This window comes from Anabaenopsis arnoldii, from assembly GCF_028331025.1.
Classification (GTDB): domain Bacteria; phylum Cyanobacteriota; class Cyanobacteriia; order Cyanobacteriales; family Nostocaceae; genus Anabaenopsis; species Anabaenopsis arnoldii.
Map to the genome: position 1 here is coordinate 1 of NZ_JAQMUH010000037.1, position 14,633 is coordinate 14,633.

Below are 14,633 nucleotides of genomic sequence, written 5' to 3' on the forward strand. Positions count from 1 at the left end.
AATGGGGCGTACAACATATTAAGAAAAGCAGTCCTGAACGCTTTTGCAGACGGGATAGAGGGGTTAGGAGTAACTCCAATCAGGTTTACCCCTGGTAAAGTGACTTTGTAGATTTGTCTATAATTTCACAAACTCTAAAGATGTAGTGAATATTTGAGAACGAGGCATAATTAAACTCCGTTCTACTCAAAAGTTTATGGGATGAATAGAAGAAAATTGGATAAAAATCAATTGATTTAAGGGATGTGTTGAGTCTGTTAAGCAGTGAGCAACTACTGTTGATTCCTGCAATTACACTGATTTTATAGCTGTTTAGCTATTTTATGGGTTTCGATCCTGGATACAGTTTTTATGATGACGGCATTACTTAAGACTCCTATTCAAGTATAATTATCTTTTACTGCAAATGTTCACCCATATTCAACAGCAATTACTATTGTTACTGTTCTTAATCAAGTTTTAATTGCCCAAGGCGCAAGTATAGAAAAATTAAGTTATTTTTAACGTTCCCTTCAGACAGAATTAATCTCTAACCAGTATTCTCCGGCTAGCAAAGTAAGCATCTAAATCAATCGAAATATTAGATAAGTATGAAAATTCCAGCCTGATTGTCTGGAAAAAAGTGGTTATGGAGTTCACATAACCTGTCATATCTTTCTAAAGTCGAATGCTTCTGTGCTGAAATTTACCTGTTACTCAGGAATAACACAATGGCAGACTACTTTAATTTTGAGCGGCTTTTGGGTAATCGCATCAAACGACGTAACTTAATCATTGGGGCGGGAGCATTCACTGGTTTGACCTTAGCCAGTCAATTTTCCCATGACCGAGTTATGGCAAGGGGCAGATTTTCCGATTATCCTTTTAAGCTGGGTGTAGCATCTGGTGAACCTGATGCTACCAGCGTAGTTATTTGGACTCGTCTAGCTCCTGAACCTCTGAATGGGGGAGGAATGCCACTTGCTAACGTCCCAGTTCGCTGGCGAGTAGCCAGAGATCCTGACATGAGACGAGTTGTAGCTAGAGGTACTATCGTAGCAACTCCGGAATTAGCCCATTCTGTTCGAGTTGTAGTTTCAGGTCTGGAACCGGAAAATTGGTACTGGTATCAATTTACTGTCGGCAGAGAAGAAAGCCCCATTGGTCGTACTCGTACCGCTCCTTCACTACAAAGCAACTTGAATCAATTTAAATTTGCTTTTGTCTCTTGCCAGAACTATCAGCAAGGTTACTACACTGCCTATAAATATTTAGCAGAAGATGATCTCAACTTGGTGGTACACACGGGAGACTACATCTATGAAGGGGGAATTTCCAGCACAGCTGTTAGACCACACAATGGTTCAGAAATTTTCACTTTAGAAGACTACCGCAACCGTTACGGACTCTATAAAAGCGACCCCAATTTACAAGCCGCCCATGCAGCTTTTCCTTGGATTGTGACTTGGGATGACCACGAGGTGGAAAACAACTACGCCAATAACATTTCACAAATTGATACTGAACCAGATCAAGACCCAGAAATCTTTCTGCAACGGCGAGCAATTGCTTATCAGGTTTACTATGAGCATATGCCTTTGCGGCCTTTCTCACGACCTATTGGACCGGATATGCAGATGTTCCGTCGGTTGTCCTTCGGCAACTTGGCCACATTCCATGTTTTAGATACTCGCCAATATCGTACGGACCAGCCCTGTGGTGATGGCACAAAAGAACGTTGTGATGAGGTTTTAAACCCAGAAGCTACAATTCTCGGAGAAAGGCAGGAAAGTTGGTTATATGAGGGTTTAGACAGTTCACAGACTAAGTGGAATGTTTTAGCCCAGCAAGTACCCATTGCACAACGGGATTTCCAACCCGGTGAAGGACAAACGTTTAGTATGGACAAGTGGGATGCTTATCTGGCTTCCCGCAATCGCTTGATGAATTTCCTTGCAGAGCGTAAACCTTCTAATCCTGTATCCTTGGCTGGGGATGTACATTCCAACTGGGCAATGGATCTGAAAACTAATTTTGATGACCCCAATTCTGCTACCATTGGCAGTGAATTTGTATGTACTTCTATTAGCTCTGGTGGTAATGGAACAGACATCCCCCCCAACGTGGCAGCTTACTTACCGGATAACCCACATATTAAGTTCTACAATGGTCAGCGGGGATATGTTCGCTGTTTACTGACTCCTACAACTTGGACAACAGATTATTTAGTTATGTCTAATGTGACAACTCCATTTGGTACCATCAGCAAACGAGCAACATATGTAGTTCAAAACGGTGTTCCCGGAGTACAACCAGGCTAATCATTGTTGTCTATGACCAGAATCTCGTACCAAAGTTGAACTTTGGTACGATGTTATTAAACTTTTTCCTGTGCTGGTGGCACAATACCACTGTTTTTTAAACCTTGATCAATTTCTCTGAGTAATTTAAAATCCTCTTCTGGTAAAGGGTAACTATTACTCTCCCCACTGATAGGCGGATGCTTTTCTAGGAAAGAGAATGCTTGACGAAATTTATCAGGGTGTGCTTTGATGGGTGCGTCGAAATGACAAGGAATAATCTGCTGAAAATCCCAACTCCCCACCTTGTCAGCCCAGTTCAGGGTTGCTCTGGGTGCGCGGTTGAGAATTAGTGTCTGCAAAATTGGTGCTACAAATAAACGACCTTCACCTCTAAGTAGCTCAAAGGAGCTTTGCCAATCTGAGCGCCATTTAAAGGGAAATAAGCCAAAATAGGCTTTGGGTGAGCGATTAGGGGCTTTAGTTGCCTCACGCCAGACTTGACTCCATCTGAGAATTTCTAGCACACTGGGACGAAAGTACAAAGCAAATAAGGCAATACGTTGCCATCCCTTGCGGCGATTGACGGGATTATCTGCCATAATGTCAGATGCCCTATCTTTGGCATGGAATAGCAAAGGATATGGATCTAATTGGGCGATCGCCGGTGGTTCTGCTGAGACAGATACCACAGAATCTGTTAATAATAAGGTGCGCGATCGCTTGTCGAAAAATGCTACCTCAGCAAATCTTCCCGGACCGAGTTCTATAGGGCCGAGAATTGCATAGTCAAATTGGTCAGCAAATGGTGTATTTCTGCTGTGTGCTGGTAATATATGAGTCCGGTTACCAGGTAAGCCCAGCCAGGTAAGGGGAAGATTTAGGGGAAAGCTCCATTGATGGGGGGCGACAAAAACCTGTGTTTTGGGGAAGCATCTAGCAAAAGGACCGACGAACACTTTGTGTTCTACTCCTGAAATTGTTGGCAAAATAATATACTTAACATCCCCATGTTCTACCACTAACTCTTCAAGCAGCCTCAGACATTCTGGAGTAGGCGCAACGGGAGCATATACTAAAAGACCCCCCTGTTCTAGCTTAACTACGGTCATGCGAATCGGCACAACTACGTAAAAAATCCCCTGTAGTTGGTCAAAGATCCAGATGGTATCTTTAACTACTTCCTTACGGATTGTCTGGCGCTTGCCATAAGGGTAGAGTGGCAATGTCAACCAGAAAGGCCAAAAAAACTCTTGCTCATCATTTTTTGGACTTCCCGTACTTTTATCATCAGCCACTGTGCAACCCTCCCAACTTGCCAAAGCCCAAATTAATCAGTGAAAAACTTACTTATTATCTTATGATTATTTTAAGATCAACTTATGTGAAAAATAAAAAACTGTAGAGACTTTTGGAATGTTTCTACAGTTGGGTCTAATTAACCAAGAATCCTGTGATGCTTAAGAATCTAAATCTAGAGCTTGCATTCCTTCCCGTTTGGCAAAAGTTAGCATACTTCCCAACTGGAACCAAACCAGTACACAAGTCAAAAGACTAACTGGTAATCCCACCGCCAAAGCCAAGAAAGAAGGAAAGCCAAATATCTCTAGACCGGATGAGAGAAATAGACAAACACCAGCAGTAATTCCTAGAAATGGCACCAATAATTTTTTTAATGCGGAAGGAGATTTAGTATCCTCGGAATTATTCTTTGGCCATTGCTGTACTATTACTTTTAGTGTGCCAGATAAAGCGATACCAGAAGTTAATGCCATCAAAAAGCCGATTAGGAGTAGAAAATATGGTGGGTTTGCTGGGTAATAGTACATGAAAACTCCGAATTTATATGGAAAAGTAATACAGCAGAAAACTTAAACCTGGGATTTTTGAGCCTTGGATTCGACATTACCAAGAGCAGATTTGGGAATGATGGCCGTTACGCCTTCTCTAGATAACTGGGTCAACATACCCATGGCTGCATCTAACAACCGATTCGGTTTGATGTCATCTTTAACAAGATCCCACAGGCGTTGAACTTCTGCGGTATGGAGGCGGTCATCTTCAGTGAGTGCCAATACCAACTTACGGCGGAGAAATCCACCTTCCTCAGACAGTAAATATTGTATTCCCATTTGTGCTGTAGGTAATACATCAAAGCTGCTGTCAGTACGAGCGATTTGGATTAAGTTCTCTAAGCGTTGCCACTGGAAGCGACCATCTTTAAACAACACGTTCAACAGTCGCCGCCTTAATTCTGGAGATTCCCCAGTTAGTAGTCGTCGTGCGATGTAGGGATAACCCACTTCTACAATTTTGAAATTAGGGTTGAGGCTGAGGGCAATACCTTCTTGAGTTACTAGAGAACGAATAATCAAAGCAAACTTGGCGGGAACTCGAAACGGATATTCATACATCAGTTCCGAGAATTCATCAGTAATGGTTTTAAAGTTAAATTCATTGACATTCTTGCCAATGGCATTTCCCAAGACTGATTCTAATGCGGGGATAATTGGGCTAATATTTGTATTTGGTGTCAGAAAACCCAAATTGACAAAATCTGTGGCTAAATCGGCGTAGTCTTTGTTCACCAGATGCACTAAGGCATCTACTAAAGTTTCTTTGGTCACTTCCTGGAGCTGGTCCATCATGCCGAAATCAATGTAAGCCATACGTCCATCAGGCATGGCGAACAAATTCCCCGGATGGGGATCAGCATGGAAAAAACCATGTTCTAATAGCTGTTGTAGTCCTGAAGTTACGCCAATTGTGATGATTCCCTCTGGGTCTAAACCGGCTTGTTTGATTCTGGCACTATCAGTGAGTTTGAAGCCATTAATCCATTCGAGAGTTAAAACATGGGTGTTGGTATAACTCCAGTAAATGCTCGGAACTTTGACCCGTGGGTCGTTGCGAAAGTTACTGGCAAATTTTTCCGCGTTACGACCTTCGTTGATGTAGTCAATTTCTTCAAATAATTTGGTGCCAAACTCGTCCACAATTAAAGTTAGATCGTGACCGAGATTCAGGGGTAGCCAAGGCGCTAGCCATCCAGCCATCCAACGCATCAAATAAAGGTCTAGGGTGATCACTGGGCGTAAGTTGGGGCGTTGCACTTTCACCGCCACTTCTTCCCCAGTTACTAGACGACCACGATAAACTTGACCTAAACTAGCAGCAGCGACTGGTTTAGGGGATAATTCGCTAAAAACTTCACTAATTGGTCTATCTAACTCGGTTTCAATGATTTGATAAGCGATCGCATTATCAAAAGGTGGTAACTGGTCTTGCAGTTTGATCAGTTCTTCTAAGAAATCCTTGCGGATTAAGTCTGGCCGGGTAGATAGGGCTTGACCGACTTTAATAAATGTCGGGCCAAGTCTAGTAAGTAGTTCTCGTAACTGGGAAGCACGTTTACCTTTGTTTTGCTCAACTTTATCTTGCCATTCGTCCCACTTGAGACTCAAAATAAAGCCAGCAAAAGACCAGATAATTTGTAACATTCGCCCCCAACCAAGCCAGGGACGATAACCATAGTGGCGAGCGATCGCCTCCGCATTGTAGCGTTGTAGCTGACCAGGTTGATACTGACCCACGCCTTTACATACCTCTTCAACTGGGAATTCTATACTTTTGTTTTTTATACCCCTATTTACAAATAGATTGTAAGTTTGGAGTTGTGGTAGTTTTTATTAAAAACTAGGGAATTTAAATTTTCTCTGGGTCATGTTCTCGGCGGCCTTTTCAGGTGTAAAACAGCCTACACTCTGCCCAGATGTTTTTATCTTTTCCTTAATTATACTTCATAAAAGTACAAATATTCGAGAATTGGTGATTGGGCAGAATTTTAAGTTTCTCTTCAGCATTCACTGACATCGCCTAGTATGCGTGCTGTTAGCGGATATGCGCGTTAGCGCGGGTAAATTCGTTGGAGTCTTAGTGAAGCAAGAATCCCCTTTGCGGTAAGACTAGAGGCTTCTTGCTGTTTGAGCTAAGAGGATGTTTGATAAGTTTTATCAGGTGATTTTTATCTTAGGGAACAGGGAACAGGGAACAGGGAACAGGGAATCGGGAATCGGGAATCGGGAACCCAAACAATCAAATCCAATCCCCTTTCCCTTATAAAGGGAAAGGTGAGGGTGGGGTCAAACAATAGTTGATACACTAATCATGACTTGACAAACATCCTCTAAGACTGATGGGATGACTAATCACTACTGACTGTGAGATTTAGCTTCCAGACCGGACAAGCGACTTTTCAGTTCTTGATTTTCTTGTTTGATTTGGTCTAGTTCCTCACGTATCTGGCGCAGTGCGTTGTCAGTACCGACATTTTTTTGCACCCGGGAAATCTCTTCTTCGGCATAACGGCGCACACGCCCATCTATGGCTTGGTCAGCTAGCGATCGCAAAATTCCCATAGCTTTGGGGGTTTCCATTTGTCCCAAGGCCACCACCACAGCCACTTGAGTTAAAAAGAAGGTTTCTTTGGCTAGTTCCCCTAATCTTGCTAGGATCCGTTCTAAATTCGCCGGACTTTGACCTACAGAAATCTTACCTAAAGCCCGAATTGTGGACAGGCGTAAAGGTTGGGGTACACCAAGTTTGGTATATTCTAGTAGGAGGTTTAAGGCAGCTTCGGAGGTTTTGAGTTCAGCCAAACCACCCACTGCACCACTCCTGACAACTTCATTCCAACCGGCCCTTTCTTCCAAAACGGATTTTAGTAGCTTAATTACCTTTTCTTCCTTGGGTTTTTCTGCCAAATTTAGGGATGCGATGCACCCCACAGCGCGACTAGCTGCTGCTTCTACGTAGTAACTGGGGTCACCATTTTTCAGTAATTTTTTCACAGCTTTGTAACTGTCATAGGTTTTGATGGTGGCCAATGCTTCTACGACCGCCCGGCGCACAAAAGGATTTTCATCTTGTAATCCTGGTACTAAGCCATCAAATGCTTGGTCTAACTTAATTTCCCCCAGTTGTTTAGCCGCTTCTACCTGCACACCCCAAAATGAATCATTTCTCAGTGCATTTGACAGTGCCATGGTAGCTTCTAATCCCCCTTTCTTGGCCAAGGCTGCTGCTGCATAGATGCGAGAAATGGGGTTGGGGTCAAATTCTAACTGTGCTTTTAACTCTGGTACTGAATATTCTAAGGTAACAGTTTTCAAGAAATTATTCCCCACATCAAAGCTGACAAATTGGGGTTTTTCTGCTAGGGGAAAGTAAAAGCTTTGTTCGCGTTCATTCACCCGCACTGTAAAAGTATTGAGTTGTGCGGTTTGACCGGGTTGGGTATAACCAAAACCAATGGGAATTTTCAGGTCAAATAAATCTTTACTGTCATTCTTGTCTGCTTGGGTTTGAGTCACGGTCACCTTGGCTAAATTAGCATCCCCATCCCAAGAGTAAGCTATTTTAAAATCGGGGTGACCACCACGGTAAACATATTGGTCAAACAAAAAGGCTAAGTTGCGTCCCGTGGCTTTTTCAATGGCTCTGAGTAAGTCTACTGTTTCTACAGTTTTATGGGCATTATCCCGGACAAAGGTTTGAATTGCGCGCCAAAATAATTCTTCTCCTAATTCGGCCCGGATCATGTGATAAACACAAGAGCCTTTTTCGTAGATATGACGGTCATAAAGCTCTATGGCTTCGCGGTAAACATGAGTTACCATGGGACGACGGTAGCGATCGCTATCTTCAGTTAAGTAACTTCTAGCTTCCAATAAGCGATAGTATGCCGCTTCTTGGTCACCATATTCATGTTCGGTCCACATGACCTCAGAATAGGAAGCCATACCTTCCTTAATCCAAGCATGAGACCAATGTTTAATTACCAGCAAATCACCAAACCACTGGTGTGCTAATTCGTGGACAACTAAACTTTCTGTGTTGCGATTATCTAAAGCAGCGCGTTCATCTAGTAAACATCTATCTGTTAAGAGGGTTGTGGAAGTATTTTCCATCCCCCCAAAGATGAAATCATCTACACAAACTTGAGCATATTTAGGAAAAGGATAAGCATAACCGTACTTTTCGCTGAGAAATTCGATCATCCGGGGAGTTTTACCCATGCTGCGTTGAGCATCATCCTTTCTCCTCTGCTCTACGTAGTATGTCACTGGTTTATCTTGCCAATGGTCATAAATCTCGGCAAAATCACCGACTGCTAAGGTCATTAAGTAGGTAGGATGAATCTGCTTTTGTGACCAATGGTAGATTTTGTCTTCCCCATGCTCTTGGGTGTCAATGAGTTCGCCGTTAGAAATAGCCATTAAATTTTTGGGAACCCGCACCCGAATTTCTGAGGTAGAAAGTTGTCCGGGATAGTCAAAACAGGGAAACCAGAAACGAGAGTCTTCATCTTCCCCTTGAGTCCAAACTTGGGTGGGCTTGTGGGGATAGTATGGGTCTGGTTGAATAAAGTATATGCCGCGTTGGGGTTTTTCTACTGAGTAGGCGATCGCAATCAATAAATGCTGACCAATCTGTGTGGGTTGAGACAGTTGAATAAACAGCTGTTCACCGTTATAGTCAAAAGTTTGTGATATCTGGTCTACATAAACAGACTCAATCTTGAGGTTGACAGCATCCAAAGTCAAGCGGTTAATACCACTGCGAATTGGTGATAGGCGAATGCTGCAAGTACCGTGGTAACTTTGGTGAGGAATATCTAACCACAGATCCAGAAAAATATGCTCTACTTGTCCAGGTCGGTCGGGGTTGTAGTGAGGTTTAGCACCTGGTAATTCAAAGGATTTACGACCGTTGTTTTCTGTATCAAAATAAAACTGTGACATTGATGGTTTGTGACCTTTTAATCTGTGAAGAGTCTGCTTATCTGTGTTATGTAGATGCTATCTGGTTAATATCCCAAGGTCAAAGTCTCCTATCAAGGTTATTAACTGAGTACATTGAAGATAGATCCAGAGAAATTTTCTGTGCGAGCCTGAGCCAATGAGAAAATGTTATCAAGATTTTTTGATTCGTAACTGGGAAATAGGCGATCGCACCAGAGCCGCTTCTGTTGTCAGTTATGTATTATCAGAATACGGTCTGGGTTGGGAACCCCAGGGCGCAGACAAAGATGTGCTGCAAGTTGAGGAATTTTACTTAACCACCGGAGGTGAGTTCTGGGTAATTGAACACCAAAATCAGCTAGTAGGTACGGGAGCATACTACCCCATCCAACGGGGTCAGAATGCTGTAGAAATCCGCAAAATGTATCTTTTATCCAGTGTCAGGGGTTTAGGACTGGGAAGATATTTGTTACAAGAGCTAGAAGCAGCGATCGCCTCCCGTGGTTTTGAGCAAATTTGGATTGAGACCGCCAGTATTTTGGTGGAGGCGGTCAAGTTGTATGAAAGCAATGGTTATCAACCCGCGACAGGGGTGGAAACGACGCGCTGCGATCGCGTGTATGTGAAATCGCTGCACGATAGTTATACCATTACCTTATAAAACTGCCCTCTGTGAAAAATGGTTCAATAACCACTAAAACAGAGTGTAAAAGCCATTAATTATACAGTTTTGCACATCAGTGGGAGGGGTAAATCCTCACAGGGGTAGGTTTTTAATATGATTTGTGAAGGCAAGACCACCGAAGACAAGGAAGGCTTGTCCTGAGCGTAGTCGAAGGGATGGACAAGGAAGATTTTATACGTACAATGGTTTTTTGACTGACTATTTTTGTGACTAAGAATACAGACTTTGTACTGTTTTCCTCCCTTGTCACCTTGTCCACCTTGTCCACCAAGTCTTGCCCTCACGACAATGTAAAATACCTACCCTTGTGGGAGGGGGAACCCTTTCACTGACTTTAATTAAATTTAACAATTTTTCACTGAGATTAGTACCAATATGTCACAAAACCCTGACACTCCATCATCCTCCTCTACTGTCCTGGCTATTGCTAAAAACTTCCGGTTTACGGGTTGGATTAGCTTCTGGGTGCAATTAGTGCTAGGTGTTGTTTCTGCCATTATTGTCCTGCTGTTTGCCATCTTTAGTCAGCGCCCCAATAGCGCCAATAATAACCCCGGTACAGGATTTGGTGTATTTCTAGCAGTTTGCGGAATTCTGATTTTAGGTGGTGGTATTTATTTAGCTTATCGATATACCATAATTGGTAATCAATTGCAATCCCCCAACCCCAAAAACCGCCCGCGCAAAAGTGAGACCCTAGAAGTATTACGCTTGGGACTATGGATTAATTTACTGGGAATGCTGGTCACATTGTTAGGCTCCCAAGCCATTGTGGGGACATTGGTAGCCAGATCGATATCCCCCCAAGCTGCAACTACTCAATTATTTGACCCCACGCGAATTATTAGCGGTTTAGATATGCTGGTAGTCCAGGCAAATATTAACACCGTTTCTGCCCACTTCGCTGGGCTAGCAGTATCAATATGGTTACTGAATCGCATTACCCGCAGCTGAGGCTAAAATAACCAGGGGGGATTTTGTCTTGGCAATTCCTGTGCTAGGAAGCCAAAATCAGTATATGCTGATGTTTTGGCAATAAGTCCCTAGGCAACCGAGAAAAATCTGTGCTGGATATTAAGCAAATACGGGAAAATCCCCAATTAATTCAACAACGCTTGAATAGTCGTAGTGGTAAATACGATATCGAACCCATATTACAGTTAGACAAGCAACAGCGAGAACTAGAAGGGAAACGTAGTCAACTTCAGGCTCGTAGTAATGAAATTGGTAAACTGGTAGGGCAAAAAATTAAAGCTGGTGTAAATCCTCAATCTCCAGAAATTCAAGCCTTGCGGGATGAAGGTAACGCCCTCAAAGTTCAATTAGGTGAACTCGAACCTCAGGAGAGGGCTTTAAAACTCGAAATTGACCAACTCCTGCTAGCACTTCCCAATTTACCGAGCGATTCTACGCCCATTGGTAAGAGTGAAGAAGAAAACATTGAAGTGCGGCGCTGGGGTAATGAATATCTACCCCAAAACCCGAATATTCTGCCTCATTGGGAAATCGGCGAAAAATTGGGTATACTCAACTTTGAGCGGGCGGTGAAAGTTGCTCAAAGCCGGTTTGTCACTTTAGTCGGTGCGGGTGCTGCCTTGGAAAGGGCATTAATTCAGTTTATGCTGAAAATGCAAACTGCAGCGGGTTATATAGAAGTTAGTCCACCTTTGTTAGTGAATACTGAGGCTTTAACCGGGACGGGTCAGTTACCAAAGTTTGCTGAAGAAAGCTTTAAATGTGCTGATGATGAATTATGGTTAATACCTACAGCGGAAGTTCCCGTGACTAATCTTTACCGGGGAGAAATTTTAGCAGCGGAAGATTTACCTATTTATCATTGTGCTTATACTCCTTGTTTCCGTCGGGAAGCGGGAAGCTATGGGCGGGATATGCGGGGGTTAATTCGTCTGCATCAATTCAATAAGGTGGAGTTGGTGAAGGTTGTTCATCCTAGTTCTTCTTTTGAGGAATTAGAAAAATTGATTGTGAATGCAGAGGCGATTTTACAGGCTTTGAAATTGCCTTACCGGGTGATTAATCTTTGTACGGGTGATTTGGGTTTTGGTTCTACAAAAACCTATGATTTAGAAGTATGGTTACCATCTTCTGGTAAGTATCGAGAAATTTCTAGTTGCTCTAATTGTGTAGATTTTCAAGCCCGTAGGGCGGATATTCGCTTTAAGGAATCTGGGAAAAAAGGAACTCAGTATGTTCATACTTTGAATGGTTCCGGGTTGGCTGTGGGCAGAACTATGGCGGCAATTTTAGAAAATTACCAGCAGCGGGATGGTACAGTTAAAATACCGGAAGCTTTACAGGTGTATTTGGGTAGGGAAGTTTTGTAATTTGGATAAATTCTACAAATAATACATACTTCCGAAAACTATAGAAATCCGGTTTTGTTTCTGAATTGATTGGTCTAGGTAGGGAACCGGGAACAGGGAACAGGGAACAGGTAATAAGAATTGCCGTGTGTACTGAGTCTTGTTCAAAAATCAAATAGGAGTCCTATATGTATAATCACTTTTTATGGAAGAGTGATTATACCAAAATTAATGAATCAAATACTTCGCTTAACTATTATTCCTCTGATATTGTTGAGTAGCACTGTGTCAGTGGGATTGCCAACAACTCCATCAGTTTTAGGTTTAACCAAGTCAGCAGATATGGCTGGTATGGATTTTGGGCGGCACTTTCAAGAATTAGGGGTTGAGGGTTCAATTATTATCTATGATCTGAAAAATGATCGCACTTTTGAACATAACCCAAAACGTAATTCAACCGCTTTTTTACCTGCATCCACTTTTAAGATTCTCAACTCGTTAATTGCTCTAGAAACTGGGGTGATTGTAGATGAAATTGCGGTTTTAACATGGGATGGGATAGAAAGAACTCTTCCTGAGTGGAACCGAGACTTGAATATGAAAGAAGCATTCAAGTTATCTGCTGTTTGGTTTTACCAGGTTCTCGCGCGTCGAGTTGGCTATGAGAGAATGCAAAAATGGGTGGCTAAAGCTGGATATGGGAATCAAAAGATTGGTAGTCAAAATGATGTTGATAAATTTTGGTTAGATGGAGAACTGCGAATTACTCCTCAAGAGCAAATTCAATTTATCCGTCGTCTCTATAATAATGACTTACCTTTCTCTGAGCGATCGCTTGCCATTGTCAAAGATATGATGATTAGGGAGCAAACTCCCGATTATGCAATCAGGGCTAAAACAGGTTGGCTGGGGTTTGAAGACAAGGTAACACCGAAAATCGGCTGGTATGTGGGTTACTTGGAGCGGGACAAAGATGTTTATTTTTTTGCCACTAATATAGACATTCGTAATCAGAAAGATCCATCGGCTCGGCTGGAGTTAACACGCCGTTGTTTGCAAGAGTTGGGTGTGCTATAACCAGGAATGGCACTAGAAGTCGGGTATCTTTGGGGCGATCGCCTGTACGGTGTTTAAACGCAAAGGTTCGCAAAGGTGTTTTTTGACAATATTTTATTTGGTTGGGTGGGATGTAAGAAACCAGGGGTTATGTGTTTGTTAGGCGATCGCCTGTACGGTGTTTAAACGCAAAGGTCGCTAAGTAGGCGCAAAGGTTCGCAAAGGTGTTTTTTGACAATATTTTATTTGGTTGGGTGGGATGTAAGAAACCAGGGGTTATAAACCCCTGTCTGATAGCTGAAGTCAGATGAATCTGACTGGAAGGTTATGTGTTGGTTGGGCGATCGCCGGTACAATGTTTAAACGCACAATATTTTAATTAGTTGGGTGGGGTCCAATCACCTGTTGATTCTGGTTTTCTTTGTCTTGTAGCTGTTGGTTTAATTTTAAGAGTTGCTCTAAAATGTCATCTTCAGGGGTAAATTTATAGGCTTCTATGACTAGTTTATCTAGTTGTTCATGGAGTTTAGATAGTTTGCTGCTGGGTTCGTTGTAGAATTTATTATATAATGTGGTGATTCCCCAGTTTTTAGAGTCCATTTGTTGAGTCCGATATTCGTGGAGTTCTACGGTTTTGGCTCGGATTTTTTCGACTATCTCCCCTGTTGCTGTCTGGGGAAAGGGAAAGGTTTCAAAGCAGGTATTATGTGTGTAGCGAGTTCTATCTTCTAAAGTTGAACTTTGGGCTTTTACCCACTGACGATGTATTTTAGATGTGAGAATACCTAATATGTAAAAGTCTTCTGATGCAATAATATTAGTTGAGTTATTTGGTAGCCAATCTTGATTAGCTGGTAAGAATATAAACCATTTGGAATGAGAAGGAACTATAAAATAAAATGATAGAGATAAAAGAGCTTTTCTCATTTCTCGACGAGGGCGCAAAAAATTCCACCAGTATTTTCTTGCTTTAGCATCTCTATTATTATCTCTTTCTGGCTTGACATTGCTTTTAATATGCTCAAAGGGTAATTGATACTCACTCGCATCTTCAATACTCATATCATTAAAGTCAATAATCCACCGCTCTGGTTTACCATGGGGATTATCTGTTAAATCTTTGGCTGAAATAGATTGCTTGAGAATGTCTTGATTTTTCCCATCCGCTTTTATCCATTCCTTTACCTTCTCTTCTGTCACAAAAAAACCTTTTCCTACGGGAATCACCCCTTGAAAGCATTTATTCAAGTTAGCTTTTAACCGCACAGCTTGAGAAACATCAATACTAGATTTGAGAGAAGAATTAATTCTGCTAACTATCTCATCATCTAAATAGTATTTACCTGGTTTGGCTTTACACCAGTTGACAATACTTACATGAACTTTCGCTTCCCCTGACCATGGTTGGGTAGATACGGCTTCATGAATATAACCCTGATTTTGAGTAATATAATCTAAAGCTGCGACTCTACTTTTACCCTGACTG

General features: G+C 42.2%; 10 protein-coding genes. 5 read left to right on the forward strand and 5 right to left on the reverse strand.

Translation table 11 applies throughout. The features are described 5' to 3' along the window. Positions 1–710: 710 nt before the first annotated feature. Positions 711–2,300, forward strand: coding sequence for an alkaline phosphatase D family protein (locus PN457_RS02975; RefSeq protein WP_271731244.1), 1,590 nt, complete (start codon positions 711–713; stop codon positions 2,298–2,300). A gap of 56 nt (positions 2,301–2,356) precedes the next feature. Here the strand turns inward: PN457_RS02975 and PN457_RS02980 are convergent, their stop codons facing one another. From PN457_RS02980 to PN457_RS02995, 4 genes are all read right to left on the reverse strand, one after another. Next, positions 2,357–3,577, reverse strand: a complete 1,221-nt coding sequence (locus PN457_RS02980; RefSeq protein ID WP_271731246.1) for a DUF4336 domain-containing protein — start codon at positions 3,575–3,577, stop codon at positions 2,357–2,359. A gap of 162 nt (positions 3,578–3,739) precedes the next feature. Continuing rightward, positions 3,740–4,108: a hypothetical protein gene (locus PN457_RS02985; RefSeq protein WP_271731247.1), complete on the reverse strand. Its 369-nt coding sequence runs from the start codon at positions 4,106–4,108 to the stop codon at positions 3,740–3,742. Positions 4,109–4,150: 42 nt separating this feature from the next. Continuing rightward, the gene (locus PN457_RS02990; RefSeq protein ID WP_271731248.1) at positions 4,151–5,872 is read right to left on the reverse strand and encodes an ABC1 kinase family protein; all 1,722 of its coding nucleotides are present in this window, start codon (positions 5,870–5,872) and stop codon (positions 4,151–4,153) included. A 618-nt stretch (positions 5,873–6,490) separates the two neighbouring features. Next, positions 6,491–9,082: a M1 family metallopeptidase gene (locus PN457_RS02995; protein ID WP_271731249.1), complete on the reverse strand. Its 2,592-nt coding sequence runs from the start codon at positions 9,080–9,082 to the stop codon at positions 6,491–6,493. Positions 9,083–9,239: 157 nt separating this feature from the next. On the opposite strand from PN457_RS02995, the gene PN457_RS03000 reads away from it, so the two are divergent. From PN457_RS03000 to blaOXA, 4 genes are all read left to right on the forward strand, one after another. Next, the gene (locus PN457_RS03000; protein ID WP_271731250.1) at positions 9,240–9,743 is read left to right on the forward strand and encodes a GNAT family N-acetyltransferase; all 504 of its coding nucleotides are present in this window, start codon (positions 9,240–9,242) and stop codon (positions 9,741–9,743) included. Between the two features lie 399 nt (positions 9,744–10,142). Continuing rightward, entirely contained in the window at positions 10,143–10,721 is a 579-nt protein-coding gene (locus PN457_RS03005; RefSeq protein WP_271731251.1) for a DUF3611 family protein, read from the forward strand. A 110-nt stretch (positions 10,722–10,831) separates the two neighbouring features. Further along, positions 10,832–12,112, forward strand: coding sequence for a serine--tRNA ligase (gene serS / locus PN457_RS03010; RefSeq protein WP_271731252.1), 1,281 nt, complete (start codon positions 10,832–10,834; stop codon positions 12,110–12,112). A 210-nt stretch (positions 12,113–12,322) separates the two neighbouring features. Next, entirely contained in the window at positions 12,323–13,168 is an 846-nt protein-coding gene (gene blaOXA / locus PN457_RS03015) for a class D beta-lactamase (RefSeq protein WP_271731253.1), read from the forward strand. A gap of 354 nt (positions 13,169–13,522) precedes the next feature. On the opposite strand, the gene PN457_RS03020 is transcribed toward blaOXA, so the two are convergent. Further along, a partial coding sequence (locus tag PN457_RS03020; RefSeq protein ID WP_334310744.1) for a type IIL restriction-modification enzyme MmeI occupies positions 13,523–14,633 on the reverse strand: 1,111 nt, incomplete at its 5' end.

Coding starts and splice junctions, on each gene's coding strand:
- blaOXA (WP_271731253.1), top strand. CDS start 12,323: ATGAATCAAATACTTCGCTTAACTATTATTCCTCTGATATTGTTGAGT.
- PN457_RS03005 (WP_271731251.1), top strand. CDS start 10,143: ATGTCACAAAACCCTGACACTCCATCATCCTCCTCTACTGTCCTGGCT.
- PN457_RS02985 (WP_271731247.1), bottom strand. CDS start 4,108: ATGTACTATTACCCAGCAAACCCACCATATTTTCTACTCCTAATCGGC.
- PN457_RS02995 (WP_271731249.1), bottom strand. CDS start 9,082: ATGTCACAGTTTTATTTTGATACAGAAAACAACGGTCGTAAATCCTTT.
- PN457_RS03000 (WP_271731250.1), top strand. CDS start 9,240: ATGAGAAAATGTTATCAAGATTTTTTGATTCGTAACTGGGAAATAGGC.
- PN457_RS02975 (WP_271731244.1), top strand. CDS start 711: ATGGCAGACTACTTTAATTTTGAGCGGCTTTTGGGTAATCGCATCAAA.